This is a genomic window from Novosphingobium sp. AAP1 (assembly GCF_001295765.1).
GTDB classification, from domain to species: Bacteria; Pseudomonadota; Alphaproteobacteria; order Sphingomonadales; family Sphingomonadaceae; genus Novosphingobium; species Novosphingobium capsulatum.
Window position 1 is genome coordinate 385409 of sequence record NZ_LJHO01000004.1, and the last position, 24629, is coordinate 410037.

A 24629-nucleotide genomic window follows, 5' to 3' on the forward strand; every position below is an offset into this window, starting at 1 on the left:
TCTTTGGCAAGCCCTACCCCCATGTCAGGCCGCGACGGTCACCATCACGCTGCGCTCAACGCTGGTTCCTGCGCCTCGCCGGGATCGAGCGCGGCCATGAACTGGCCCAGCCACCACATCACGTCCTGCTCAAGCACGGTATCCATCAGCGCGCGCCAGCGTTCCTGGCGTTCGGCCAGCGGCATGGTCAGCGCCTGGCCCAGGGCATCGGCAATCTCTTCGGGGCTATAGGGATTGACCAGCACCGCCTGGCTCATCTGCGCGGCCGCTCCGGCAAAGTTCGACAGCACCAGCACGCCCGGATCGGCCGGGTCTTGCGCCGCGACGAATTCCTTGGCCACCAGGTTCATCCCGTCGCGCAGGGGCGTAACCAGGCCCACCTTGGCCGCGCGATAGACCCCGGCGAGCACGTCGCGCGGATAGCCCTTGTTGACATAGCGCAGCGGCACCCATTCCACGCTGGAAAACTCACCGTTGATCCGCCCCGAAAGCGAATCCAGGCTGGCGCGGATTTCCTGGTAGGTCTGCACGCTTTCGCGGCTGGGCGGCGCGATCTGCAGCAGGAAGACCTTTTCGTGCAGGTCTTCGCGTTGCGAGAGCAGGCGTTCATAGCCGATGAAGCGTTCCTGCAGGCCCTTGGAATAGTCGAGCCGGTCCACGCCCACGATCATCGCGCGGCCGCCGGCGCTTTCTTCCATGCGCTGGCGCATCGCCTCGGCCACCGGGCCATTGGCGGTGTCGGCAAATTCCTGGGCGTCGATGCCGATCGGGCAGACCACTGCGCGCAGGGTGCGACCATTCCAGGTGACGGTGTTGTCCTCGCCGATGGTAGCGTCCATCTGCGCGCGGACATAATCGATGAAGCTTTCCAGCCAATCCTGGGTGTGAAAGCCCACCACATCATAGGCGAACAGCGATTCGACCAGTTCCTGGTGATTGGGCAGCGACACCATCAGCCGCATCGGCGGCCAGGGGATGTGCAGGAAAAAGCCGATGCGGTTGGCCACGCCCCGTTCGCGCAGGCGCTGGCCCAGTGGGATCAGGTGGTAATCGTGCACCCACACCAGATCGTCCTTGGCGATCAGCGGCAGCAGCGTATCGGCAAAGCGGGTGTTGACGCGTTCATAGCCATCGACGAACCCGCGCTCGAACTCGGCCAGGCTCACGCGATAGTGGAACAGCGGCCACAGCGTGCGGTTGGCAAAGCCATCGTAGTATTCATGGATGTCCTGCGGCTCCAGGTCGACCGTGGCGGTGGTGACGCCGGCCGATTTCTGGAAATTGATATGGCCGGTAAAGCTTTCGGTTTCCCCGCCCGACCAGCCGAACCAGATGCCGTCGCTTTCGCGCAGCACGGTGGACAATGCGACGGTCAGTCCGCCCTGGTTGCCCGGCTCATCCTCGCTGGGCGGCTGGACACGGTTCGAGACGACGATCAGGCGCTTCACCTTATGGCACTCCATGGCTTGCTCAGCAGGCCGGCACAGTTGATCATGCCAACAAGCGAGTAGGTCTGCGGGTAATTGCCCCACAGCTCCCCGGAAACGGGGTCGATATCTTCTGACAGCAGCCCGGCCGCGGTGCGGCGGGCGAGCATTTCTTCGAACAGTTCGCGCCCTTCCGGCGCCCGCCCGGTGGCATGAAGCGCTTCGATCAGCCAGAACGTGCAGACGTTGAAGGCGGTCGTCGGCAAGCCGAAATCATCCTCGCTGGCATAGCGCAGCATGTGGCTGCCGCGGCGCAGGCCTTCTTCCACCGCGCGCAACGTGCCCTGAAAACGCGGATCATCGGGCGGTAGAAAGCGCATGTCGAGCAACTGGATCAGGCTGGCGTCGAGGTCATCGCCACCAAACGTGGCGGAAAAGCGCTGCGTTTCCGGGCGCCAGGCGCGCGCCTCGATCGTGGCGCGGATGGCATCGGCGCGGTTCTGCCAGAAATCGGCGCGTTCGGGCAGGCCCAGTTCGGCGGCGATGTTGGCCAGCCGGTCGCAGGCGGCCCAGCACATCGCCGCCGAATAGGTGTGTACATCGGCGCGGGTGCGGAACTCCCACAGGCCCGCGTCGGGCTGGTCATGCACCTGGAAGGCGCGCTCGCCTACCGCTTCCAGCGCTTCGAAATCGGCCATGCCGGCCATGCGATAGAGCCGGCGGTCGATGAACGCCTGGGTGTTGCACAGCACGATCTGGCCATAGGCATCGTGCTGGATCTGTTCATAGGCCTGGTTGCCCACGCGCACCGGCCCCATGCCGCGATAGCCGGGCAGCCCTTGCGCCTCCCACTCGGTCAGCTTGTCTTCGCCGCCCAGGCCATAGAGCGGCTGGATATGGCCGCCGCGCGCGCCTTCCACCACGTTGCGTAAGTATTCCAGATAGCCTTCCAGCACATCGAGTGCGCCCAGACGGTTCAAGGCCTGGATGGTGTAATAGGCATCGCGAATCCAGCAGAAGCGATAGTCCCAGTTGCGCCCGGAATCGGCGTGTTCGGGAATCGAGGTGGTCAGCGCCGCCACGATCGCGCCGGTTTCCTCGAACTGGCAAAGCTTGAGCGTGATCGCGCTGCGGATCACCGCGTCCTGCCATTCCAGCGGGGTGGCCAGGCCCCGGGTCCAGTGCCGCCATTCGGCAATCGTGCGCGCCAGCATTTCTTCCAGGCCGTGGCCCAGATCGTTGGCAAAGCTTTCGTCCGGCCCCAGGAAGAAATGCAGCGTGCGCTCCACCCGGAACGATCGCTCGTCATTCACCCAGCCGATCGGCGCATCGGTGGACAGGCGCAGGGTCAGGTCTTGCAAAAGATAGCGGATATGGTGCGAACCGCTGGTGCGCGCTGGGACGGTGGCGCCCCATTCGCTGGCCGGCCGCAGCGCTACGCGGATGCGCGGGCTGCCGGCCAGGCGCCGCACGATGCGGGCGAACGCCACCGGCCGGTACATGCGCCCGTGGTTCTTGTAGCGCGGGCAGAAATCGACCACTTCGATCGCGCCGCCTTGGGCATCGGTGTGGGTGGTAATCAGCACCGGAGTATTGCGGATATAATGCTGCCGCGTGGCCACCACATCGTCCAGGGTGATCGACCAGAAGCCCTTGGCCGCCGGATCACCCGGCGCCTTGTCGTCGAGCAGCGCGCAAAACGTCGGGTCGCCGTCGAGCCGCGGCACGCAGCCCCAGACCAGGCTGCCGCTGCGATCGATCATGCCGGCCACCTGGCAATTGCCGATCGGCCAGAGATCGACGCTGGCGACGGGGGTGTTGTCTTCGGGCATTCCCGTCTCTTGCATGCGTGCCTGGGTCATTCCGGCACCTGTGCCGTGCCATCGGCAAAGGCGCGCAGGAACGCGCGCACCGCATGCGGCGAAGGCAATGCCAAGGTTGCGGCCGTGCTGCTGCCGTTAAGCGCCCGTTCGCCCACCAGCACGCCATGGCCGCCCAGCGCGCGGGCAGCGGCAAACCCGGCCTCGTCGGTCAGATCATCACCAAAAAATACTGGCCGCGTGCCGATCATGCCCTTGCGCGCCATCAGGCGGCGTACGGCCTGCCCCTTGTCGCCGCCGGGCATGCGCAGTTCCACCAGGTCCTTGCCGTGCTGGATCTTGAGAGCGTGGCTATCGGCCAGTTGCACAGCCATGGTTTCGGCCTGTTGGCGCGCTTGTGGTGCCAGGCGCCAGTGAAACGCCACGCCGTATGACTTTTCCTCGACCAGGCAGCCCGGCCAGGTTTGCGCCAGGCCATGAAACGCGCTGGCCACGTCATTCAACACGGCCAGGCGTTCGGGCCGCGCCCATACTTCGTTCCAGCGGTATTCCAGCCCATGGCTGCCGGTGACGGGCAGGGCCTGGGCAATCGGGCCGAGAATGCGGTCGATCTGTTCGAGCGAACGCCCGCTGACCATGGCCAACCGTCCATCCAGGCGCTCGGCCAGATCGCGCAGCAGCGCCCGCGTCGGGCCATCGGCGCGCACGGCTTCGGGATCGTCGGCCAGCTCCAGCAGGGTGCCGTCGATATCGAGAAACACGGTCGCGCCGTCCAGCAAGCCGGGGCGCGGCGCAGGCAGTGTGGCGGGCATGGTGGCGGTAAAAGGAATGGGGGCGCTCCTTGGCTGTGGCTGTCGGCTGACGCGCCTTATCAATCGCCAAAACCCCCTTTGGTTCCCGTTTGTCGCCTGACGCGATCGGCAAGTAATTGTTTTTTAACGATCGAATGCCGTCAGGATCGGGCAGGGTCCAGCTTCGCCAGCATGGCATGCCAGCGCCAGCTGTTGCAGCGCTGCGCGTGCTTCTTCCAGCGCGGCGATCCTGGCGTCGAGCGTGGCGATCTGCTGCGCCGCCAATGCACGCACGCGGGCGCGATCGCTCGTGGCATCGAGGGCGAGCAATTCGCTGATCTGCTCCAGCGTAAACCCGGCGGCCTGGGCAGCGCGGATGAAGCGCAAGCGGCGCACGTGGCTTTCGTCATAACGGCGGATAGCGCCGCCGGCACCATCCTCGCGCTCGGGCGTTTCGAGTATCCCGCGCCGCTGGTAATAGCGCACGGTTTCCACGCCCACTTCTGCCGCGCTGGCCAGGCTGGCGATCGTCAGGCGGCCGGGCAGTGAAGAAGCAGCATTTTGCGCAAGCATCCCTTGACTCCGTACCATGGTACGGACCCTATATGGGGCGCAGCTGCGCTGTTTCCAGCCGGTGTCCGTTGTAAAAAAGGCCGCTGCCATGACCACTTCCGCGCCCCGCGCCGTTCTCTATCGCATGGTGATGGACAAGCATATTTGCCCATTCGGCCTCAAGGCTAGGCACTTGCTGCGCCAGCGCGGCTTTGCGGTGGAAGACCACTGGCTGCGCACGCGCGCGGAAACCGACGCGTTCAAGGCGGCGCACGATGTGCGCACCACGCCGCAGGTCTTTATCGATGGCGAGCGGATCGGCGGCTATGATGATCTGCGCCGGCATTTCGGCCTTTCGGTGCCCGATCCCAAGGCCACCAGCTATACGCCCGTCGCGGTGCTCTTTGCCATTACCGCGCTGATGGCGCTGGCCGCCAGCCAGGCCGCGTTCGGCACGCCGTTCACCCTGCGCGCGGGGGAATGGTTCGTCGGCATGAGCATGGCCGTGCTGGCCCTGCTAAAGCTGCAGGATCTCGATCGCTTCGCCACGATGTTCCTGGGCTATGACCTGCTCGCCCAGCGCTGGGTGCCCTATGCCAGCATCTATCCCTTTGCCGAGGCGCTGGCCGGCGTGCTGATGATCGCCGGGGTGTGGACCTGGCTGTCGGTGCCAGTGGCGCTGTTCATCGGCACGATCGGCGCGGTCTCGGTCTTCAAGGCCGTCTATGTCGACCGCCGCGAGCTGAAATGCGCCTGCGTCGGCGGATCGAGCAACGTGCCGCTCGGCTTCGTCTCGCTGACCGAAAACCTCGCCATGGTGGCCATGGCGCTGTGGATGTTGCTGCACTGACGCCACGAAAAAGGGTGCCGGAACCTATGGTTCGCGGCACCCCTTGGGATCGATCAGATCATTCCCACTCGATCGTGCCGGGCGGCTTTGACGTATAGTCATAGACCACGCGGTTGATGCCCTTGACCTCGTTGACGATGCGCGTCGCCACGCGGCTGAGGAAGCCGGCGTCGAAGGGATAGATATCGGCGGTCATGCCATCGGTAGAGGTAACCGCGCGCAGTGCGCAGACCGAATCATAAGTGCGATGGTCGCCCATCACGCCCACGGTGCGCACCGGCAGCAGTACGGCAAAGGCCTGCCAGATCGCGTCGTAGAGCCCGGCGTTGCGGATTTCCTCGAGGTAGATCGCGTCGGCCTTGCGCAGGATGTCGCAGCGCTCGCGCGTCACTTCGCCGGGGATGCGGATGGCCAGGCCCGGCCCGGGGAACGGGTGGCGGCCCACGAAGATATCGGGCAGGCCCAGTTCGCGGCCCAGTGCGCGCACTTCGTCCTTGAACAGTTCGCGCAAGGGTTCGACCAGCTTCATGTTCATGCGCTCGGGCAGGCCGCCCACGTTGTGATGGCTCTTGATTGTCACCGACGGCCCGCCGGTGAACGACACGCTTTCGATCACGTCGGGATAGAGCGTGCCCTGCGCGAGGAAATCGGCGCCACCCACCTTGCGCGCCTCGGCCTCGAACACGTCGATGAAGGTCTTGCCGATGAACTTGCGCTTGGCCTCGGGGTCGGTCACCCCTTCCAGACCTTTCAGGAACAGCGTCGACACATCCACGTGGACCAGCGGGATGTGATAGTGGTTGCGGAACAGCGAGACCACCTGTTCCGCCTCGCCCAGGCGCATCAGGCCATGGTCGACGAACACGCAGGTCAGCTGGTCACCGATCGCCTCGTGGATCAGAACGGCGGCAACGGCCGAATCGACCCCGCCCGAAAGGCCGCAGATCACGCGGGCATCACCCACCTGAGCGCGGATTTCCGCGATCTTGGTCTTGCGGAATTCGGCCATGGTCCAATCGCCGGTGCAGCCGCAGACGTGGCGCACGAAATTGGCGATCAGCTTGCCGCCATCGGGGGTGTGGACCACCTCGGGGTGGAACTGCGTGCCGTAATACTTCTTTTCGTCGTTGGCGATGACGGCAAAGGGCGCGCCATCGGACACCGCGACGATGCGGAAGCCCGGTGCAAACTGCGTCACCTTGTCGCCGTGGCTCATCCACACCTGATGGCGTTCGCCCACGGTCCACAGCCCATCGAACAGCACGCAAGGCTCGGTCACAGTCAGGAACGCGCGGCCGAATTCGCCCGAATCGCCGGGCTGCACTTCGCCGCCCAACTGATGGCTCATCACCTGCTGGCCATAGCAGATGCCCAGGATCGGCAAGCCGCTGTCGAACAGCACCTGCGGCGCGCGCGGGCTGCCATCGGCGGGCACGCTGGCGGGCGAGCCCGACAGGATGATGCCCTTGGGCTTCATGCGGTGGAATGCCGCCTCGGCCTGGGTGAACGGGGCGATTTCGGAATAGACGCCGGCCTCGCGCACGCGGCGTGCGATCAGCTGCGTCACCTGGCTGCCAAAATCGACGATGAGGATCGATTCGGGGGCCGATTCTTCGGGCTGGATAGTCATGGCTGGCCGATAAGGAAGGCGGGCCAGACTGTCCAGCACTTGGCCAGCTGTCGGCGCAAATTCTGCGCCACAGCCTGCAGTGTGGCGTCATGGCCGCGCAATGCGGTAAAACTGTTGCGGATATGTCACGATAACTGCGGTTGCGCGATGTGGATTGCGTTTTGCGCAAGTGCTGGCGCCAGGATCGCACTTGTAACAAAACCGCCTCGTCTTATGTGGGCGTCAGTTCGCGGCTCCGAGCCTTACCCTGCCGGCGCGACGGACTGAGAGGATCCTGCAAGGTTCAACAATAAACTTTGCAATTCGCAGGAAATCAGGAGCACACCATGCGCAAGATCGCAACCGTTGTGCTGCCGCTCATCCTCGCCGCTGGTCTCAGCGGCGCGATGTTCACTGCCACGCTTGTCTAAGCGCTGGCGGCAGCACTGATATATGTCTGGTCGGTCCTCTCAAGCGACCATGGCATATCTATAAGATAGTAAGTAAAGCCCCGCAGCGCGATGTCACCGCATCGCGGCGGGTCTTAAAGCGGCGGTCCGGTGGGGCCGCCGTTTTGCGTTTCGGACAATTGTGTCTTATGGGATACACTTGTTCCTCTGGGGAAACCTTCTACCCATCCGGCCATGTCCGCCGCTCTCGCCATGCCTTCTGCCGTCACGCGTTTCGCGCCCAGCCCCAATGGCCCGCTGCATCTTGGTCATGCCTGGGCCGTGATCGTGGCGCACGATCGCGCGCAGGCCGATGGCGGCACGTTCCTGCTGCGGATCGAGGATATCGACGGCGCGCGCAGCCGGCCCGAACTGGCCGCGGCGTTCCGCGCTGACCTCGCCTGGCTCGGCCTGTCGTGGCACGAAGTCTTGCCGCAGTCGCAGCGCGTGGCGCATTACCGCCAAGCCGCCGATGCCCTGCGCGCAGCGGGGCTGCTCTATCCCTGTCGCTGCACCCGGGCAGAGATTGCCGCTGCCGCCACCACGCAGGGGCCGGACGGGCCGATCTATCCCGGCACCTGCCGCCAGCACCCGGTGGCGCCCGGCCCGGATGTGGCCTGGCGGCTGGACATGGCCAAGGCCACCGCGCTAGCCGGGCCGCTTTGCTGGGTGGACGAGCGGCGCGGAGAGCAGCGCGCCACGCCAGAGATGTTTGGCGATGTCGTGCTATGGCGCAAGGATGCGCCGGCGTCATACCACCTCGCCGCAACGGTGGATGATGCCGCCGATGGGGTGAGCGTGGTCACGCGCGGGATAGACCTGTTCCGCGCCAGCCACGTGCACCGCCTGCTGCAGGCACTGCTGGGCCTGCCGGTGCCGCGCTGGCACCACCATGCCGTACTGATCGGCCCCGATGGCCGCAAGCTGGCCAAGCGTCGCGATGCACCGGGCCTGGCCGAGCGGCGCCTGGCCGGAGAGGATGGCGTGGCGCTGGCCGCTGCATTGCGCGCTGGCCTTTTTGACACTGGCATTTGCCTGGCAGACACCATAGACCTGCTGCCATGACCTATGTGCTCGTGCCCCTGTTGATCGTGCTCATGGCGCTGACCGTCTGGTCGCTGCTGCGCGGCGTGGTCGCGTTTCTGCGCACCACGCGCGAAGGCCTGGAGCGGGGCGAGGAAGGCGTGCGCGAGATGCAGCTGCTGCAGAACCGCATGATGTTCAACCGCATCAAGTTCCAGGGGCTGGCCATCGTCGTGGTCATCGTGCTGCTGATGGTCGGCGGCAAGAACTGAACGGGTTCGTTCCATTTCATGGTAAAGCTGAACAAGATCTACACCCGTACGGGTGACGATGGCACGACCGGGCTGGTCGATGGCTCGCGCCGCGGCAAGCACGAGCCGCGCATGGCCGCGATCGGCGAGGTGGACGAGGCCAACAGCGCGCTCGGCCTGGCCGCACTGGTCGTGCCGCCCGATGCCGGCGCGGAATTGACGCGCATCCAGAACGACCTGTTCGACCTCGGCGCCGATCTGGCCACACCCGGCAGCGATTTCGCTCCTGGCGAGATGACGCTGCGCGTGGTGCCGGGGCAGGTTGCCTGGCTCGAGGCGATGATCGACGCGCGCAATGCCGCGCTGCCGCCACTTACCAGCTTCATCCTGCCGGGCGGCAGCGAGGCCGCCGCGCGCGTGCACCTGGCCCGCGCCATCACCCGCCGCGCCGAACGCGCCGCCGTGGCGCTGGCCGCGCAAGAGCCGGTCAATCCGGCGGCGCTTGCCTATCTCAACCGGCTGTCGGATTATCTGTTCGTGCTGGCCCGCGCGCTCAATGCCGGGCGCGATCCGTTGTGGGTGCCGGGGGCCAGCCGCTGATCAACCGTGTGGAAGGATAGTGGGCATGCAGACCGTTGCCGTGATCGGGGCCGGGCAGATGGGCGCAGGCATCGCGCAGGTCATGGCCCAGGCCGGGCTGGCCGTGCTGCTGGCCGACGTGAACCTGCCCGCCGCCGAAAAGGGGCGTGACAAGATCGCCAAGGCGCTCGCGCGCCTGGTCGCCAAGGACAAGATCGCCGCCGCTGATGCCGATGCGATCTTGGCGCGCATCACCCCGGTGGGTGACTATGCGCCGATGGCCGCGGCGGACCTGATCGTGGAAGCCGCGACCGAGCGGGAAGACATCAAGCAGAAGATCTTTGCCGCCGCTGGCGCGGTCCTGGCGCCGCACGCGATCCTGGCGAGCAATACCAGCTCGATCCCGATCACCCGCATGGCGGCGGCCTCGCCCGATCCGGCGCGCTTCATCGGGCTGCATTTCTTCAACCCCGTGCCGGTGATGAACCTGGTGGAGGTGATCCCGGGCCTCGCCACCTCGGCCGCCACGCTCGATGCGATGCGCGCGCTGGTCGGGCGGCTCAACAAGGAACTGGTGCTCTCGCAGGATGAGGCTGGCTTCATCGTCAACCGCGTGCTGATGCCGATGCTCAACGAAGCGGCCTTCGTGCTGGGCAGCGGCACGGCCAGCATCGTCGATATCGACAAGGCCTGTCGCCTCGGCCTCAACCATCCGATGGGGCCGCTGGAACTGGCCGATTTCATCGGGCTGGATACCTGCGTGGAAATTATCCGCGTGCTGCATTCCAGCACCGGCGACAGCAAGTATCGCCCCGCGCCGCTCCTGGTGAAATATGTCGAGGCTGGCTGGCACGGCCGCAAGACCGGGCGCGGGTTCTATGACTATAGCGGCGAGGTGCCTGTCCCCACGCGGTGAGTGCGGGGGAACGGGGCGCCGCGCGGCGCGTAGTTCCGGCAAAGGAGTGACGCGCATGAGCAAGGCAATCCCCGATCTCGCCCCCGAGGCGCACAACCAGGAACAGGACGATTCGTCGTCCCAGGCCCAGACTCTGGCCGATGAAGCGCTGGGCCGTGCCACCGCCGTGCTGGGCGCCGCCGAAGACAGCGAACGCGTGTCTGGCGATGGCGACGAGCCTGGCTCAACCCCCGATCTGGTCGATCACATGAAGCAGATGGTCTCTTCGGGCCGGATCGACATGGGCGCCTATCGCGGCGAGCGCAACGACGACGACGAGGAAGGCGGCCTGGGCGAAGCGGGCATCGACGACGACACCCCGCGCGGCGCGGAATAAGGCTTGCCGGGCGCTGTGATAGCGCCCTTCGACAAGCTCAGGGCGAACGGAACCATAACGACAATCCTGGTTTCGTTCGGGCTGAGCTTGTCGAAGCCTTGAGGCTTACAATTCAGGCCGATGGTTGTTGGAGCGCCGCCAGGGCAATGCGGCGATAGATGCGCGCCAGCACGCGCAGGTCTTCCATCGCCACGGCCTCGTCCTTCTTGTGCATGGTCGCATTGCACAGGCCGAATTCCACCACTGGGCACAGTGCGCGCAGGAAGCGCGCATCCGATGTACCGCCGGTGGTCGACAGTTCCGGCGTGACGCCGGTTTCTGTCTGCACTGCCTGCGCGATCAGCGTGGAAAAATCGCCGGGCAGCGTGATGAAGCTTTCGCCCGAAATAACCGCTCGGGCCGTGCCGCCATGGCGGTTGGCAATGGCGCTGACGCGATCGACCAGCCCCTGGCCGGTGTGCAGATCGTTGAAACGGATCGACAGCCGGGCGCGGGCCTGGGCCGGGATCACGTTGGTGGCGGGGTTGCCCACCTCGATATCGGTGATTTCCAGGTTGGACGGCTGAAACCAGTCGCTGCCTTCGTCCAGCACCAGGCCATCGAGTTCGCCAAGCATGGCAATCAGCCGGGGAATGGGATTGTCCGCGAGGTGCGGATAGGCGACATGGCCCTGCGCGCCATCGACGGTGAGCCAGATATTGACCGAGCCGCGCCGGCCGATCTTCATCATGTCACCCAGCCGGTTGACCGAGGTGGGCTCTCCGACGAGGCAAAGGTCGGGCAGGCTACCCTCTCCGGCATCAGCCAGCGCGCGCATGCGCTCGATCAGGGCCGCGGTGCCATAGCGTGCCGGGCCTTCCTCGTCGCCGGTGATGATCAGGCTGATCGTGCCGGCATCTTGCGGAATATCGGCCAAGGCGGCCACGAACGCGGCGATCGCGCCCTTCATGTCCACCGCGCCACGGCCATAGAGCAGTTCGCCGCGCCGCTCGGCGGTGAACGGCGCGCTGCTCCAGCCCTGGCCCGGCGGCACCACGTCAAGGTGCCCGGCAAAGGCGAAGTGGCGGCTGCCGGCCGGGCCCTTGCGAATGGCGAACAGGTTCTCCACCGGCCCATCGGGCGCTTCGCCCTCAATATAGCGGTGCACGGCAAAGCCCATGGGCACGACCATGGCTTGCAGCACGTCGAACACGCTGCCGGTGGCCGGCGTCACGCTGGGGCAGTCGATCAGGCGTTCAGTCAGGGCAACGGGATCGGCGCTCATGTGTGGCTGGCTTCCTCGAACTGTTCGATGGTCCATTCTTCGTCTTCCGCTGCCTCGATCCAGGCCTGCATCCACGGATGCTCCCACAGCGCCTGCATATAGGCGACGGCAAAGCCGGGCACGCCCACGCCATAGGTGACGAAGCGCGAGACCACCGGGGCATAGATGATGTCGGCCGCGCTGAACGTGCCGAACAGGAACGGACCACCCTGGCCAAAGCGAGCGCGGGCTTCAGCCCAGAGTTGCAGGATGCGCACGATATCGGCGCGCACATCGTCGCGCACCTCGGGCTGGGCCTGCCTGCGGCGAATGTTCATCGGCATGTGGCCGCGCAGCGCGAAATAGCCCGAATGCATTTCCGCCACCATCGATCGCGCCATGGCGCGGGCGGCATCGTCCTTGGGCCAGAAGCGATCGCGGCCGACCTTGTCGGCCAGATAATCGATGATCGCCAAACTGTCCCACACCACGGCGTCGCCATCCCACAGGATCGGCACTTTGCCCGATGACGGCGCCAGGTTGGCATCGCGGCGCTTGGCCTCGTCCCAATCGTCGCCATAGAGCGGAACGGTAATTTCCTCGAAAGCCAGGCCCGATTGCTTGGCGGCCAGCCAGCCGCGCAGCGACCAGCTGGAATAATTCTTGTTGCCGATGACCAGCTTCATGCGGGGCCTTTCGCGTGGGGCGTGGCCTTTCCGCCTAAAGCCTGGGGGGCGGGCTGTCGAGTGGCCCCTCCGTCAGCCCTGCGGGCTGCCACCTCCCCATCAGGGATGGGGAGGATCGTGATCCTCCCTGCCGCCGGCGGGGAGGGGGACCGCCGCGAAGCGGTGGTGGAGGGGCTTAGACCGCCGCGTCGTCCAGCACGGCGCCGCGCAGGGCGGCGATGCCCAGGCCCTTTTCCGACGAGGTCACGCTGACCTCGGGGTGGGCGGCGATGTGCTTGCGCGCGATAGTCTGGGTCTGGGCGACCACGTCGGCCAGTTCGCTGGCCTTGATCTTGTCGGCCTTGGTCAGGACCACGCGATAGCCGACGGCGGCTTCGTCGAGCATCTGCATCATTTCGGTATCGACGGTCTTGATGCCGTGGCGGCTGTCGACCAGCAGCAGCGTGCGCTTGAGCACCACGCGCCCGCGCAGATAGTCGCGCACTAGGCGGCGCCACTGTTCCACCACCTTGGGCGGCGCCTTGGCAAAGCCATAGCCGGGCATGTCGACCAGGCGGAACAGGGTGGGGGTGCCCACCTCGAAATAGTTCAACTCCTGCGTGCGGCCTGGCGTGACCGAGGTGCGCGCCAGCGACTTGCGCCCGGTGAGGGCATTGAGCAGCGAGGACTTGCCGACGTTGGAGCGGCCGCAAAAGGCGATCTCGGGAAAGTCCGGCTCAGGCAGGAATTTCAGTTCAGGGGCGGATTTGAGGAATTCCACGCGGCCGGAAAAGAGCGCGCGGGCGCGCTCTTCCAGGGCCATCAGGCGCAGGCCTTCCTCGTCGGGACCGGTGACGCTCACTTCTTTTTCGGCTTTGCTGTAATGGTGGCATCGCGCGCGGCGGCGCGATCGAGGTTCTGCTGATCCTTGGTCGCCTGCGCCTTGAGCTGCGGATGGCGGCTATAGAGATAGCGCTGCTGGCCGATGGTGAGCAGGTTCGAGGTGATCCAGTAGAGCAGCAGGCCCGAGGCAAACGGCGCCATGACGAACATCATCATCCACGGCATCAGGCCCATGATCTGCTGCTGTGCCGGGTCCATCGCGGCCGGTTGCAGCTTGAACTGCGCCCACATCGTCACGCCCAGGATGATCGCCAGCACGCCGATGCCGAGATAGGCGGGCGGGGTGAACGGCAAGAGGCCGAACAGGTTGAGCACGTGGAGCGGATCGGGCGCGGACAAGTCCTTGATCCACAGCACGAAGGGCTGGTGGCGCATTTCGATGGTCAGCACCAGCACCTTGTACAGGGCGAAGAACACCGGGATCTGCAGGAAGATCGGCAGGCAGCCGGCCAGCGGGTTCACGCGCTCTTCCTTGTAGAGCTTCATGATTTCCTGCTGGGCCTGGGCCTTGTCGTCCTTGTAGCGTTCCTGGATCGCCTTCATCTTGGGCTGGAGCGCGCGCATCGCCGCCATCGAGGCGAACTGGCGCTGCGCCACCGGGAACATCATGCCGCGCACCAGCAGGGTGAGCAGGATGATGGCCAGGCCGAAGTTCTTGACGCCATGGAACAGCGAATCGAGCAGCCAGAAGATCGGCTTTTCGAACCAGCGGAACCAGCCCCAGTCGATCGACAGCGACAGATGCGTCACGCCCTGGTTTTCATAAGCTTCCAGGACGTTGTTTTCCTTGGCGCCGGCAAACAGGCGCAGGGTCTGGCTCTGCGTCTGGCCAGGAGCCACGCTGGCGGCCGGCCAGATCAGGTCAGCGGCAAACAGGTTGTTGCCCAGTGCGCGGAAATCGGCGGCGGGCTTGGCCGCGCCATCGGCCGGGATCAGCGCCGAAAGCCAGTAGATATCGGTAAAGCCGATCCAGTTGGCAGCGCCTGCCGGCGTGATCGAACCGACCTTGGCGACATCGGTGTAGTTGTTGGAGAAATTGACCGAGCCATCGAACGCGCCGATCGGGCCGGAATGGACCTGCCAGGTATCCTGGCTCATCGTCTTGTCGGTGCGGTTGATGCGGGCAAACGGCGCGACCGAGGCAGCCGTGGGCGCGGCGTTGGTCACGCTCTGCGTCACGGTCAGCATGTAATTCTGGTCGATCGCGTAGCGCAGGCTGAAGGTTTGCCCGGTGGGGTTGCGCCAGGTCAGCGTGACCGGGGTGGCCGGCGTCAGCTTGGTACCTTGCGCGGTGAACACGGTCTGCCCGTTGGGCGCGGCCACGCCGTTCTGCCCCAGCCAGCCGACCTGGGCAAAATGCTGCGCCGGGGTGCCGGCGGGCGAGAACAGGCGCACCGGCGGGCTGTTCTTGTCGATCGTTTCGCGATGGCGCACCAGCGTCAGGTCATCGACCACGCCGCCGACCAGGTTGATCGAGCCCTTGAGGCCCGGCGCATCGATCGGCACGCGGTTGCCGGCGGCCAGTTCCTGGGCCAGATCCTTTTGCTCCAGCGCCACATCGGCCGGGGCCTGCAGCCCGCCTTCGCGGGTGGGCTTGGCCGGCGGGCCGCTGCTGGCGGGCGCGGCCACGGGCGCCTGGCTCGCCATGGCGGCCGGCTTGCCCTTGGGCTGCGGATAGAAATAGGCGATGCCATAATCCCAGCCGATCAGCAGCAGGCCCATCAGGACCACCGCCAGGATCAGGTTGCGCTGTTTCTCCACTGTGCCTCGCGTTCGTTGAATCAAGCTGTTTGGGAAGGGGTGTTCAGGGGACGGGATCGTACCCGCAGCCACCCCAGGGATGGCAGCGCAATAGCCGCAAGGCGGCAAGCCAGCTACCCTTAATCGCACCATGCTTGGTCCACGCCTCGATCGCATATTGCGAGCACGAGGGGGCAAAGCGGCACGAAGGTGGCAAGACGCGGGATGGGCCAAGCTGCCAGCCCCGGGCGATGAGGATGAGCAGGCGCTTCATGGGCTCAGCGGCCGTAGGCGGGCTTGGGTTCGCGCGGTGGGCCGCGCCTGGTGCCGGGCTTTCCGCCCGATTTGCCGCCAGGCTTGCGGGGCGGATCGCCCTTGCCGGCAGCAGCGCGCGACAGGGCCTGGCCCAGTTCGCTGCGCAGCAGGGCGAAATCGCGCTCCACCCCGTTTTCGCGGCCGATCAGCACATGATCGGCGCCGGCAATGCCGTGGGCGGGCAGCAGTTCGCGGAGCAGCGCGCGAAAGCGCCGCTTCATGCGGTTGCGCGCCACGGCGTTGCCGATCTTCTTGGTGACGGTCACCCCGAATCGCAGCGAGCCATCGGCGCGCGACAAGGGGTTCACCAAAAGCACGAATCCGGGCCTTGCGACCCGGATTCCGCGATTGGCGGCGAGAAAATCCGCACGCCGGGCCATCGTCGCCAAGCGGGCACTGCGCCGAGGAGAGCGGGCCGGATCGGCCCCGGTCTCAACCGACATGGTGCCCGAAGGGCGCGCGATCAGGCCGAGAGGTTCTTGCGGCCGCGGGCGCGACGAGCGCGCAGCACCTTGCGACCACCGACGGTGGCCATGCGGGCGCGGAAGCCGTGGCGGCGGGCACGCACGAGGTTGCTGGGCTGGAAAGTGCGCTTCATGGTTCAGCTCTTCTTCTTGTCTGGCGAATCGGTATAACAGGCACGCCGCCGCAACCGACGCCGAGCCGAAATCAGGGGTGCGCCGATAAGCGAGGGCGCGCCATCCGTCAAGCATTTGCCGAGGCGCGATTGTGCCACGCGGGCGCAAACCCGCAATGAAAATGCCATTGGCGAAATTCCCACAAGGTTCTAGGGCAAAGGCATGGTTGCCGACGAAACCGGGCAGGCCCAAAGCTGGGGCCGCATATGGCGCCGCAAGCCGGCCTGGCTGACACTGGCGCTGTTTGCCGTGCTGGCCCTGGCGCTGCTGGGTACCTTTGCCCTGATCTTTACCACGGTCGATGCCGAGCGCGTGCAGCGCGAGCAGGCGGCGCGCACCAGCGCGGTGCTGGCCGCGCTCGATGGCATCGTGGCGGCCACGCTCAACGGCGAAACCGGGCAGCGCGGCTATTACATCACCTATGACCGCCGCTATCTGGTGCCTTATACGCAGGGCCATGCCGCCTATGAGGCGGAAATCCGCGCGCTGCGCCGCCGCCTGGGCCAGGGCATCGATCCGCAGCAGGCCGCCCTGGTGGATGAGATCGAGCGCCTGGGCGATGCCAAGTGGGCCGAAATGGCGGGCACGGTGGAGCTGGTGCGGCGCGGCGAACTGGTCGAAGCGCGCGTGCGCACCCTGTCGGACGAGGGGCAACTGGCGATGGAGGCCCTGCGCCAGGCCGTGGGCCGGCTGGAACGCACCGAGCGCGCGCGGCTGGATGCCGCGACCGACAGTGCCGCCATGGCCGAGGCGCGCGTCATACCCTCGCTGGGCGTGCTGGCGGTGATCATCACCATCGCGCTGATCCTGGGGCTGTGGCAGGTGATCCGCACTGCCCAGGCGCAGGCAGCCGCTGCCAATGCCGCACTCATTGCCGAGGCGCGCGACCGCGCCGATCTGCTGGCGCGCGAACTCAATCACCGCGTCAAGAACCTGTTCGCGGTGATCCTGGCGATCGTGAAGATGTCGGCCCGGGGCGATACCGCCGCGGCCCCGGCGGTGGACCGCATTGCCAAGCGCATCCACGCCCTGGTCACCGCGCACGATGTGACGCAGGGGCGCCACGATGGCGATGGCGAGGTGGACCTGGCCGATCTGGTGACCAAGGCGATCGCGCCCTACCGCTCTGACAGCGAACGCTGCAACCTTTCGGGCGGGACACTGGTTGTGTCGGGCCGCCACGCCGTGCCGCTGGGCCTGGTGCTGCACGAGTTGGTGACCAATGCCGTCAAGTATGGCGCGTGGTCGGCCCCGGGCGGTCTGCTCGAGGTGCGCTGGGAACACCATGCGGCAGACAAGACCGTGCGCCTGGTGTGGCAGGAACGCGCCGCCGCGCCGCTGGTGCTGCCCGAAGACGGCGTGCCGGCGCGCGAAGGCTTTGGCTCGGCGCTGATCCGCAGTTCCGAACGCCAGCTTGACGGGCGCATCGTGCGGCGCTTTTCGCCCGAGGGGATCATGGTGGAGATTACGTTCCCCCACGCATGATCCCGCCGGATCATCCCTTGGGCGCCTGGCCTTACGGCTTGGGCGCGCTGGCGGACCAGTTCACCAGCGTCTTGAAATAGGCCAGCGTCTCTTCCAGCGCGCGATTGCCCAGGTCCGATCCCTCGGGCGGAAAGAAGCTGAGCTTGACGATCACCGTGCGCGTGGCGGGGTGGACGTAGATGAACTGCCCCTGGAGGCCGAGCGCGGTATAGGCGCCGGTATCGTCGATCTTCCACCACTGGAAGCCATAGCCGGAGCGGGCGAAGGGATCGGTCACGCTGGCCGGTGGGGGCGGCGTGCCGGGATCGGCATTGGGCACCATCGCGGTTGCCTGGTGGACCCAGTCCGCCGGCAGGATTTGGCGGCCGTTGAACTTGCCCTCGTCCAGCATCATCTGCCCCAGGCGGGCAAAATCGCGCAGCGTGGCGTTATAGCCCATGCCGTTCAACTCGCGCCCCACGCCCGGCGCGCCATCGGCCAGCCAGAAGCCATAGGATTCCATGCCCATCGGCTGCCACAGGTTGTTGGTCATGTAGGTGGCCAGCGGCTGCTTGGTCGCGCGTTCGAGAATCCAGCCCAGCACGCTGGTATCGAGCGTGGAATAGTTGAAGTGGCTGCCCGGCTTCCATTTGCGGCCCAAGCGCGGCGCGGTGTCGGCAAAGCGTTCGGTGTTGGCGACGATGGCGTTGAGGAAGATCTTGGCGGCCACGCTGGGCGTTGCGCCAAAGTCATAGCGTTCCTCGTAATCCACGCCCGAGCGCATCTGGAGCAACTGGCGGATCGTTACCCCGTCATAGCCCGACCCCTTGAGTTCGGGGACATAGTCGGTGGCGGGCTGGTCGATCGACTTGATGAAGCCCTGGTTGACCGCGATGCCGACCATGATCGAGGTGATCGACTTGGCCATCGAGAACGAGATGTAGTGCGTGCTGGCATCGGTGTTGTTGCGATAGCTTTCGTGCACGATCTTGCCGTCGCGCATCACCAGCAGGGCATTGGTGAAAGTGCGGTCTTCCCACTGGTCCTCGGTCATTTTCGTGGTGCCGAGCACGGCATCGGGCAGGGCCTGGTCCACGCGGGGCAGCGCGGCGATCGGGCCGGAACGCGGCACCGGGCGGGTCTGGAACAGCTGATCCATGGTGTGGAAGGTCAGCATGTTTTCCGGCGCTTCGAGCATGTGGGTGCGCGCGGCGGCCAGGTTGGGCGGTACCTGGCCATTGGGCAGGACATGGGGCGGCGCGGTTTGCGCCAGGGCGGGCGTGGCGAATGCCTGGGCCAGGGCGAGGGTGGCGCTGGCCAGCGCGAGCGCGGCCTTCTTGCGGGGGAAAACCATGGGGAAGCAGCCTTTGCAGCAGGGAAGGAACAAGGGGAAAAGTGGCCGGAAGCATCAGGGTGCTTCCGGCCCAGTGCAGGGGGTGCCCCATGGCGGGGCACCCGGCATTACTGGCGCATCAGCAGGGTGAGGCCGAACGTGCGCGGGCGCTGTGACAGGTTGCGATAGGTGCCAACGCCGCTCACCTCGATCGAGCGTGACAGGATCGTGGTTTCGTTGGTCAGGTTGTCGACAAACAGCGAGAGATCATAGGCGCCCTTGCGCAGCCCGGCGCGCAGGCTGGCATAGTGCACCTGGGGCAGGGCATAGGCGCCGGGATCATAGCTGCTGGTGCTGCTGTCGGTGACGGCCGACATCCTGGCCTTGCTCTTGTACGAATAGTCGGCGCGCAGATAGGCCGTGGCGCTGCCGACCGGCGCTTCATAATTGGCGCCGATCGTGGCCGTCCACGGATGGGTTTCCAGGTGATCACCCACTGCGGCGATCAGCTGGCCGGCCTGGGGATTGGGCTGGCCGCTGACATTCTGGGTCAGGTGCGCGTCGGTATAGGCCAGCGTTCCATCCAGGGTGAACGCGGGGCTGATCCGGGCCGTCGCCTGGATGTCGAAGCCCTGGCTGCGCGCCTTGCCCAGGTTGGCAGTGAACTGCGCGCCGCAATGCTGGAGATAGACGTTCTGCTGAATGTTGCTCCAATCCACGTGGTAGGCGCTGGCTGCCAGGCTCACGCCGCCCACGCGCGTCTTGGCGCCGGCTTCATAACTCCACAGGCTGTCGGACTTGTAGGTGCTGGGCACATTGGCAAAGCCATAGTTGGCAAGGTCCGTCCCGCACTGGCTGAGCGGCACCGGCGCATTGGTGCCGCCGATGCGATAGCCCTTGGCCGCCGTGGCATAAATCAGCGTGGTTGGCGTGGCCTGCCAGTTGAGCGCGAACTTGGGCGTGACCGGGTTTTCGCTGACCGACTGCTGGTCCTGCAACTGATAGCCCGAGACCGGACCCTGGAACAGCGAATTGCCTTCGAACTTGGTGTGCGCCACGCGCACCCCGGCGGTTACCTTGAGAGTGTCGGTCAGCTTGAGCGACCCTTCGGCAAAACCGGCCAGCTGTTCGTCGGCGCCGCGTCCGCTCCCCGCCAGCGAATAGAGCCCATCGACCAGCGGCACGCCAAGCACCACTTCGGGCGGCACGCCGCCAAAAATGTCGGCAAAGTTGGGGTCATAGACCTGTTCGGCGAAATGCTGGACCGACTTGGCATAAAAGCCGCCGATCACCCAGGTGAAGCGCGCGTTGGCGTTGGTGGATTGCAGGCGCACTTCCTGGGTGAACGTGCGCTGGTCGTTGCGCATATAGGCCAGCGCCTTGTGATCGGTGCCGACCCAGGGCGTGCCGGCAAAGACCGCCGGCCAGATCGTGGAATAGTCGATCTCGCCACTTTGATCGCGCACATAGTAAGAGGTGTTGCTGATCAGCTGCGCGCCGCCGAGATCGGCGCTGATGTTGAGCGCGGGCAGATAGAAGCGATCGCGATCGGGCGAGCCATTGGGCGCCCCGCTGACGTACTGGCCCTTGCTGGGGTTGGACAGCGCCTTGTAGCCCGGATCGCTGGGAGCGAGGCCGTTGTTTTCCCACCATGGGCTGGTGTCGTTGTTGACGCGCTTTTGATAATAGAGCGAGGGCGTGATTTCCACGCCATCGACCGGCGCCCACTTCAGCGCAAAGCGCGCCACCTGGGTCCAGCTGGAATTGACGTTCTTGAGATAGGGCGCGTTGGTCAGGATGGGATTGGCATCCTGCCGATCGATCCACCCGCCATCGTGGCGATACCACACGCTGGCTGCCAGACCGAGCTTGTCGCGCACCAGCGGCGCTGAAATCGACACGCCGAGCTCGCCCGAGGCGGCGCCGCCCTGCGTGGCCGAGGCTTCGGCGCGACCATAGATATGCGTGTCGGTAAGGCTGGGCTGGGTGGTGATGAAGCGGACCGTGCCGCCTTCCGAACCGGCGCCGAACAGCGTGCCCTGCGGCCCGCGCAGCACTTCCACGCGCGCCAGATCGAACACCGCGGGAAAGGCGTTGGTGGTTGAATAGCCCACGACGCGGCTCTGGATAGGGGTATCGTCGATATAGACGCCGGTGGTGGCCGCCCCCACGGTGGAACTGATGCCGCGAATGGCGATGTTGGTCTGGTTGCCGAAACCGTTGGGATCGAACTGGATGCCCGGCGTCTGCCGCACGACGCCCGAAATGTCCTTGATGCCGCGCGCATCGAGCGAGGCCTGGCTGAGCGCGGTGACCGATTGCGGCACTTTGCTCAGCGATTCGGCGCGGCGGGTGGCCGTGACCACGATTTCGCCGGGGGCGGCATCGGCGCTTGTTGCAGTTGCCGGCGTGCCGCTGCCATCCTGCGCCAGTGCCGGCCCGCTGCTCCAGGCCAGGGCCATGGCCAGGGCCACGGGAGCGCCTGCGAACGAATGGAAATGTCTGGGCTGCATCTTCTATCCCTCATGCTGCGGCGGTTTGGAACGCGTCCGTTCCGCCTTGTCGCGGGGGATGATGGGGCCAGAGGTTGCGGCCCTGCACCTCCCATATGGGATATAGTCTGCGATCTCAGTTTGGACGTGGCGGAACGGGTGCCGGGGGCAGGGTGCCGTTGCCCTGGGCCGAGAGCGAATGCAGGATCAGGCGAACGAGATCGGCCTGGCGCCCGGTGCCGGTCTTGCCGAACAGCTGCTTGAGCTGGATGCGCGCAGTGCCGGTGGTAATACCGCGGCGGGCGGCATATTCGCTGACCGTGTCGCCCGCGGCCAGGGCCGCGGCCAGTTGCGCTTCTGCTCCCGTCAGGCGGAACAGGCGCGCCAGGGCTGATGGCACGATCTGGACGCGGCGTTCCGGCGCCGCGATCAGCAGCAGCACTTCATCGCGCGCGGCCGCACCGATGCCGGCCTGGTTGGCACCAGACACGGCCCGCACATGCAGCGGATCGTCTCCCGGGCTGCCCAATGCCAGCACATCGGCATGGCCGGTGGCGGCATCGGCAACCAGCGCCTTGAGCGCGGCATTGGCTTGCGCGTTGTGCGCGGTCAGCATGCCGTTGCGCACGCCCAGGTGCCGGTTATAGGCGAGGAGCGTCTCGGCCACCGGATTGCTCCATGCCATGCGCAGCGTGCGATCGCAGCTGGTCATGGCCAGGTCGGTGGCGCTGATCGCCTGTTCCAGCGTGCGCACCCGCGCCGCGTTTTCCGAGGTTTTGAGCCACAGGCTGACCGCCTGGCTGAGGTGGGGCTGCAACTGCTGCAGGAATTCCACCTCGCCGGCGTTGACGTCGCGGTCATCACCGGGCTTGCGATGGAACACCAGCGAGAAATGGCTGTTCGGGCTGAGGCCGAAATCGACCCAGAATGCCGGCCCCAATCCGCAGCGCGCCAACCCTTCGCGCATGGCGCGATGTTCGTTTTCGGAATGATCCAGGCTTTGGAAATCACTGCCGATCCCGGTATCGGGATGGCGCAGCGCGCGTTGGCGATGAAAGCGGGGATTGGCGCCGGAATTGGCCCAGGAATCGTGAATGGCCGCATGGCGCAACGATACCGAATCCCGCGCCGTCCAGACCTGTTGCAGGCAGGAGCGGGCCGAAGACAGCACCTGCGCCACCACGCTTTCCAGGCCCATGCGATCGCGCAACGTATCGAGCACGACCTGCCAGCGCGCCTCATGCTCTACCGAGCCGTAGAGGTCGAGCAGCAGCGAAGAGTCCGAATGCGTCATGGGCAGCCTGGTCCGGGCTATGTCAGGATGTTGCTGTACCCCATGCCCGCTGCCAAGGCAAAGGGTCGCTGTTGCCTACCAGGCCCGTGGCGGCGGGGCGTTCAGCCCTGCGGCGCGGCGACCAGGCCGACGATGCCAAGCGCCAGCGCAACGACGATCATGGCAAGCGCCAGGCGCCGCCGCCGTCGCAGCGCACGGGCGGCGCGGCCATGGCTGCCCGTGCGCTGCGAGGCGGCCTGCCAATCCCATCCCTGGCCATCGATCCATTTGCGGATTTCCTGCCCGGTCAAGGTCCACACGCCGGCCGCCAGCAGGGCGCAGGCCAGCGCGACCAGCGCCAGCGGCGCGGCAGGAATGCCGCTGCCGGTGGCGGTTCGGCATTGTGCCAGGCTGGCGCGTGCCTGGGCCGTGGTGCAAGGGCCGCTGGCATTGGCCGTGTCCAGCGGGTTTCCGGCAAGGTCGGTGGTCTGCGCGGCGTTGACCGGCGTGGCCGGCCCGGCGGGCATGCCGTTGTCCTGGCTCTGCCCCGCCGTGGCGGCGTCTCGGTGTTGCCCAGAGTGTGCCATCGATCATCGCCTGTTGCGTGGTGTTACCGGCAAGGCAGGTGCCTGATGCCCGCCAAACCGCCGATGGCGGGCAGATTACGGCTGGTTCATCCGCCTGTCAGTCCCGTAGGCGCAGCCATCACCATGGGTGGATATACCCGCCGCCTGAATCGTGTTACCCGCACGGCCCCCATGACTGCACAGATCGAACCCTTTCACGCCATTGCCGTTTCCACCCTGGCGCACCGTATCGCCGCCGACGCGGCTGCGGCCGGCCGGCCGGTGATCCACATGGAATTCGGCCAGCCCTCCACCAGCGCGCCCGCCGCCGCGATTGCCCGTGCCCATCACGTGCTCGACACGCAGGCGCAGGGCTATTGGGAAAGCCAGGCGCTGAAAGAGCGCATTGCCCGGCATTACCACGACACCGCCGGCGTCACGGTCGATCCGTCGCAGGTGGTGCTGACCTGTGGTGCCTCGCCGGCACTGGTCATGGCGCTGACCCTGCGCTTTGCCCCCGGCGCGCGGGTGGCGATCGCCCGGCCCGGCTATGTCGCCTATCGCAATACCTTGCGTGCGCTGCACATGGAGCCGGTCGAACTGGTCTGTGGCCCGCAGGAACGCTTCAACGTCACCGCCGCTGCCCTGGCGGCCATGGAGCCGGCCCCCGACGGGTTGATCCTGGCCAGCCCGGCCAATCCCACTGGCACGGTGATCGCACCCGATGAACTGGCGGCCATCATCAAGGTCTGCCAGACACGCGGCATCGCGGTGATCAGCGACGAGATCTATCACGGCCTCACCTATGACGGTGCGCAGGCGCAGACCCTGCTTGCCGTCGATCCCGAGGCGGTGATCATCAACAGCTTTTCCAAGTACTTCTCGATGCCAGGCTGGCGCCTTGGCTGGCTGGTGGTGCCGCCCGCGCTGGTCGACCAGGCCCGTGCGCGGATGGGCAACCTGTTCCTTACCCCGCCGGTGCTCAGCCAGAATGCCGGCCTGGTGGCGTTCGAATGCCAGGACGAGTTACAGGGCCATGTCGCGGCCTATGCGCGCAACCGCCAACTCGTGCTCGATGCCCTGCCGGCGCTGGGCCTGGCCCGCATCGCGCCGCCCGATGGCGCATTCTATGTCTGGGCCGATATCGGCCACCTGACCGACGATTCGATGGCGTTCTGTCTCAAGCTGCTGGAAGATACCGGCGTGGCCACGGCACCGGGCATCGATTTCGATCCGGTCGAAGGGCGCCGCTTCTTCCGCATCAGCTTCGCCGTTTCCACCGCCGAGGTGGAAGACGCGCTGGCGCGGATGAAGCCGTGGTTTGCCGCGCGGATGGCCGAAGCAGCGGTCTGAC

General features: G+C 66.1%; 24 protein-coding genes. 8 read left to right on the top strand and 16 right to left on the bottom strand.

What is annotated here, in order from left to right:
- Positions 1-44: 44 nt before the first annotated feature.
- The 4 genes from IP65_RS11435 to IP65_RS11450 all read right to left on the bottom strand — a co-directional run bounded on the left by IP65_RS11435 (position 45) and on the right by IP65_RS11450 (position 4611).
- On the bottom strand, positions 45-1448 hold the full coding sequence (locus IP65_RS11435) for a trehalose-6-phosphate synthase (protein WP_054131877.1): 1404 nt from the start codon (positions 1446-1448) through the stop codon (positions 45-47).
- Positions 1445-3274: a glycoside hydrolase family 15 protein gene (locus IP65_RS11440; protein WP_231627664.1), complete on the bottom strand. Its 1830-nt coding sequence runs from the start codon at positions 3272-3274 to the stop codon at positions 1445-1447. Before IP65_RS11440 ends, IP65_RS11435 begins: the two co-directional genes overlap by 4 nt.
- Positions 3275-3285: 11 nt before the next feature.
- Complete coding sequence (gene otsB, locus IP65_RS11445) at positions 3286-4059, bottom strand: trehalose-phosphatase (RefSeq protein ID WP_054131791.1); 774 nt, start codon at positions 4057-4059, stop codon at positions 3286-3288.
- Between the two features lie 123 nt (positions 4060-4182).
- Positions 4183-4611 (bottom strand): MerR family DNA-binding protein, encoded by a 429-nt coding sequence (locus IP65_RS11450; protein ID WP_054131792.1) that lies wholly within the window; start codon positions 4609-4611, stop codon positions 4183-4185.
- Between the two features lie 88 nt (positions 4612-4699).
- Between IP65_RS11450 and IP65_RS11455 the strand changes: the two genes are divergently transcribed.
- Positions 4700-5440: a MauE/DoxX family redox-associated membrane protein gene (locus tag IP65_RS11455; RefSeq protein WP_054131793.1), complete on the top strand. Its 741-nt coding sequence runs from the start codon at positions 4700-4702 to the stop codon at positions 5438-5440.
- Between the two features lie 58 nt (positions 5441-5498).
- Here IP65_RS11455 and guaA read toward each other — a convergent pair whose 3' ends face one another.
- Positions 5499-7070: a glutamine-hydrolyzing GMP synthase gene (guaA, locus tag IP65_RS11460; protein WP_022676802.1), complete on the bottom strand. Its 1572-nt coding sequence runs from the start codon at positions 7068-7070 to the stop codon at positions 5499-5501.
- A 623-nt stretch (positions 7071-7693) separates the two neighbouring features.
- Between guaA and gluQRS the strand changes: the two genes are divergently transcribed.
- Genes gluQRS through IP65_RS11485 form a run of 5 tightly spaced genes read left to right on the top strand, consistent with a single transcriptional unit; the run spans position 7694 to position 10643 of the window.
- Positions 7694-8563 (top strand): tRNA glutamyl-Q(34) synthetase GluQRS, encoded by an 870-nt coding sequence (gene gluQRS / locus IP65_RS11465; protein ID WP_231627665.1) that lies wholly within the window; start codon positions 7694-7696, stop codon positions 8561-8563.
- On the top strand, positions 8560-8793 hold the full coding sequence (locus IP65_RS11470) for an HIG1 domain-containing protein (RefSeq protein ID WP_054131795.1): 234 nt from the start codon (positions 8560-8562) through the stop codon (positions 8791-8793). Before gluQRS ends, IP65_RS11470 begins: the two co-directional genes overlap by 4 nt.
- An 18-nt stretch (positions 8794-8811) precedes the next feature.
- Positions 8812-9372 (top strand): cob(I)yrinic acid a,c-diamide adenosyltransferase, encoded by a 561-nt coding sequence (locus IP65_RS11475; protein ID WP_054131796.1) that lies wholly within the window; start codon positions 8812-8814, stop codon positions 9370-9372.
- Positions 9373-9397: 25 nt separating this feature from the next.
- Positions 9398-10267, top strand: a complete 870-nt coding sequence (locus IP65_RS11480) for a 3-hydroxyacyl-CoA dehydrogenase NAD-binding domain-containing protein (protein ID WP_054131797.1) — start codon at positions 9398-9400, stop codon at positions 10265-10267.
- A 55-nt stretch (positions 10268-10322) separates the two neighbouring features.
- The gene (locus tag IP65_RS11485; protein ID WP_022676806.1) at positions 10323-10643 is read left to right on the top strand and encodes a hypothetical protein; all 321 of its coding nucleotides are present in this window, start codon (positions 10323-10325) and stop codon (positions 10641-10643) included.
- A gap of 112 nt (positions 10644-10755) precedes the next feature.
- Here the strand turns inward: IP65_RS11485 and dapE are convergent, their stop codons facing one another.
- The 7 genes from dapE to rpmH all read right to left on the bottom strand — a co-directional run bounded on the left by dapE (position 10756) and on the right by rpmH (position 16107).
- The gene (gene dapE, locus IP65_RS11490) at positions 10756-11907 is read right to left on the bottom strand and encodes a succinyl-diaminopimelate desuccinylase (RefSeq protein WP_156306543.1); all 1152 of its coding nucleotides are present in this window, start codon (positions 11905-11907) and stop codon (positions 10756-10758) included.
- Complete coding sequence (locus IP65_RS11495; RefSeq protein WP_022676808.1) at positions 11904-12572, bottom strand: glutathione S-transferase family protein; 669 nt, start codon at positions 12570-12572, stop codon at positions 11904-11906. The genes dapE and IP65_RS11495 overlap by 4 nt, the downstream gene beginning before the upstream one ends.
- A gap of 175 nt (positions 12573-12747) precedes the next feature.
- Positions 12748-13374, bottom strand: a complete 627-nt coding sequence (gene yihA / locus IP65_RS11500) for a ribosome biogenesis GTP-binding protein YihA/YsxC (protein WP_171793292.1) — start codon at positions 13372-13374, stop codon at positions 12748-12750.
- A gap of 35 nt (positions 13375-13409) precedes the next feature.
- Positions 13410-15215: a membrane protein insertase YidC gene (gene yidC / locus IP65_RS11505; protein ID WP_054131799.1), complete on the bottom strand. Its 1806-nt coding sequence runs from the start codon at positions 15213-15215 to the stop codon at positions 13410-13412.
- Between the two features lie 43 nt (positions 15216-15258).
- Positions 15259-15468 (bottom strand): membrane protein insertion efficiency factor YidD, encoded by a 210-nt coding sequence (gene yidD, locus IP65_RS20860; RefSeq protein WP_082208922.1) that lies wholly within the window; start codon positions 15466-15468, stop codon positions 15259-15261.
- Positions 15469-15472: 4 nt separating this feature from the next.
- Positions 15473-15952, bottom strand: a complete 480-nt coding sequence (rnpA, locus tag IP65_RS11510; RefSeq protein ID WP_369801279.1) for a ribonuclease P protein component — start codon at positions 15950-15952, stop codon at positions 15473-15475.
- A gap of 20 nt (positions 15953-15972) precedes the next feature.
- A complete protein-coding gene (rpmH, locus tag IP65_RS11515) occupies positions 15973-16107 on the bottom strand; it encodes a 50S ribosomal protein L34 (protein WP_028657364.1) in 135 nt (44 codons plus the stop codon).
- A 202-nt stretch (positions 16108-16309) separates the two neighbouring features.
- On the opposite strand from rpmH, the gene IP65_RS11520 reads away from it, so the two are divergent.
- Positions 16310-17632, top strand: coding sequence for a sensor histidine kinase (locus tag IP65_RS11520; protein WP_054131800.1), 1323 nt, complete (start codon positions 16310-16312; stop codon positions 17630-17632).
- 31 nt (positions 17633-17663) lie between these two features.
- On the opposite strand, the gene IP65_RS11525 is transcribed toward IP65_RS11520, so the two are convergent.
- The 4 genes from IP65_RS11525 to IP65_RS11540 form a co-directional block, all read right to left on the bottom strand.
- Positions 17664-18965, bottom strand: coding sequence for a serine hydrolase (locus tag IP65_RS11525; protein WP_082350091.1), 1302 nt, complete (start codon positions 18963-18965; stop codon positions 17664-17666).
- Between the two features lie 107 nt (positions 18966-19072).
- Positions 19073-21406 carry a TonB-dependent receptor gene (locus IP65_RS11530; protein WP_062783587.1) on the bottom strand — a complete coding sequence of 778 codons (2334 nt, stop codon included), beginning with the start codon at positions 21404-21406 and terminating at the stop codon, positions 19073-19075.
- Between the two features lie 166 nt (positions 21407-21572).
- On the bottom strand, positions 21573-22730 hold the full coding sequence (locus IP65_RS11535) for a hypothetical protein (RefSeq protein WP_054131802.1): 1158 nt from the start codon (positions 22728-22730) through the stop codon (positions 21573-21575).
- A 101-nt stretch (positions 22731-22831) separates the two neighbouring features.
- Positions 22832-23296, bottom strand: a complete 465-nt coding sequence (locus tag IP65_RS11540) for a hypothetical protein (protein ID WP_054131803.1) — start codon at positions 23294-23296, stop codon at positions 22832-22834.
- A gap of 171 nt (positions 23297-23467) precedes the next feature.
- Here IP65_RS11540 and IP65_RS11545 point away from each other — a divergent pair, with 171 nt between their 5' ends.
- Positions 23468-24628: an aminotransferase class I/II-fold pyridoxal phosphate-dependent enzyme gene (locus tag IP65_RS11545; protein WP_054131804.1), complete on the top strand. Its 1161-nt coding sequence runs from the start codon at positions 23468-23470 to the stop codon at positions 24626-24628.
- Position 24629 lies beyond the last annotated feature (1 nt).